This window comes from Streptomyces alkaliphilus (assembly GCF_014141535.1).
Classification (GTDB): Bacteria; Actinomycetota; Actinomycetes; order Streptomycetales; family Streptomycetaceae; genus Streptomyces; species Streptomyces alkaliphilus.
Window position 1 is genome coordinate 1 of record NZ_VKHT01000926.1, and the last position, 1,979, is coordinate 1,979.

General features: G+C 79.0%; 1 protein-coding gene. It reads right to left on the reverse strand.

Annotation, left to right across the window (positions count from 1 at the left end; translation table 11 throughout):
- Positions 1-1,141: 1,141 nt before the first annotated feature.
- Complete coding sequence (locus tag FNQ90_RS21205) at positions 1,142-1,708, reverse strand: hypothetical protein (RefSeq protein WP_182607819.1); 567 nt, start codon at positions 1,706-1,708, stop codon at positions 1,142-1,144.
- Positions 1,709-1,979 lie beyond the last annotated feature (271 nt).

Below are 1,979 nucleotides of genomic sequence, written 5' to 3' on the forward strand. Positions count from 1 at the left end.
GGGGCGGGGGAATTGGTCGGGGGCGCGGTCCGAGCCCGACGACGCCCCGGTGTCGGTCCGTCGGTCGTGCGCGGCGCGGCCGACCCCGGGCGCGGGGCCGCCCGTTCCGGCCCGGCCGGGCTTCCCGACCCGCTCGGTCCGGGTGTTCCCGCCGGAGCGGCGGACCCGGGGGCGGACCCCGCGGGGAAGGGCGCGTCCGTGGACGTGTCGGCCGGCCGGGACCCACCGGTGGTGCGGATGGGTTCGGGCGGTCCACCCGGGGCGGACGGTGCGACGTGCTCCCGGTGGGCGGGGCCCGGAGGCGATCCGGCGGCCCCGCCGGACGGTTCGGCCCCTCCCGCCGGGGACGTGCCCGACGAGCCGTCCGCGGCCACCGGCACCCGGTGGTCCGGCGTCCCGGCCGTCCCCGCCGTCCCGGTCACCGGTGCCGACGCGTTCGCGGTGGTGGGCCGGTCGGGGTCCGCCGTGCGGCCCGGTGGGGGCGCCCCGATCGACCGCGTCCGTCCGTTCGCGCCGGCCGGCACGTTGTGGTCCACCGCGCCGGTCGCCCCGGGGGCCTCCCCCGGGGCGGGCGCCTCCGCGGCGGCGCGCCGGAAGCGGCGGCGGGCGGGGGGTTCCGACTCCCGCAGCTCCCGGAGCCTGTCCAGGCCGCCCATTCCCTCGATCCGGTCGTCGCGGTGACGCCGCGTCAACCACGACAGGCCCCGCACGCCGTGCGGGACCCCGGCCATCCTCGTCATCCCGGTCATCACCCTGCTCGCCCGGGCGAACCCGTCGGTTCGCCCTGTGTCGTTCTCCTCGGCACCGCCCCGGAACCCCGGAGGCCCCGGGAGAGCCCGGAAACCCCGGATGGGTGAGGACGGTGCCCGGTCCCGCGCCGGCCCCGGCCCCGGAGGGCCGACGGACGGCGCGGCTCGGTCGATTCGGTTCGGTGCGCGCGGCCCGGCTCGGGCGCGCCGCGCGGAAGCGGTACGAGCCGGTCGGCGTACCCGCCGCCGATCGGCTCCCGGCGGCGGACCCCGCCCGTGCCTGTCCACGGACGGGGCCCGATCGCGCACCCGCCGGCGCTCGGGGACACCGGCGGGCGTCTCGGGCCCGGGCCGGGGCGCGGTCGCACGCCGCCACCGGCCCTCGGGCCGGCTCAGAAGCCGTGGCGCCCCAGCGCACGACGGCGCGAGGTGAAGACGTATCCCAGCGCGCCCGCCGCGGCGATGCCGCCGCCGATCGCCAGAGCGGTGGTGTAGTCGCCCCCGGCCGCCCCGCCGAAGCCTGCGGCGGCACCGCCGCTCGGGGTGGCGGTGTAGGTGAAGTTGCCGGTCTGCACCCGACCGTCGGCGCAGTTGACGTTGATCTGGTAGACGCGGCCGGGCTGGAGGCCGGTGCTGCGGATGTGCCCGGTACCGACCCACTGGCCGTCGACGCGCTTGAGGGTGATCGGCTCCCGGAGGGCGACGGAGGTGGCGCCGCCGCTCGGCTGGCAGGTGGCCTTCACCGTCACCTGCGTGCCCGCGCCGCCGGAGGCCGGGGAGACGAACAGCTTGCCGTGCGTCTCACCGCCGGACCGCTTGCCGTCGTCGAGCAGTTCGTCGGCCGTCGCGGTGCCGGCGGGACCGAGGGCGAACAGGAGAGCGGCGGCGCCGGCCGCGATCCGCCCGGTGCGGGTGCGTCGGGCGGGCGTGGTTCCCCGGGTGGGGCGCGTGCGGTGCATGGGACGTATGACCTCCGGGTCGTCGGACGTCACGCCGGGGGCATGACGGGCTTTCAGTGCCATGCGACCAGCGCCCCCGCACACCCGCACCCGGAAAGGGGCCCGCCGGGTGGTGCCGCTGCGCCGTACGGGTTGCCCGGGCCCCGGCGTCACCCGTCCGCCGCTTCCCCCTGACGCCGTATCGGGAGCCGGCCGGGGGCGACGGGCGAACCCGCGCGGGCGGGTGCGGGGCCACCTCGTGGAAGCCCGTTCATATGGGGAAGTCCCGACC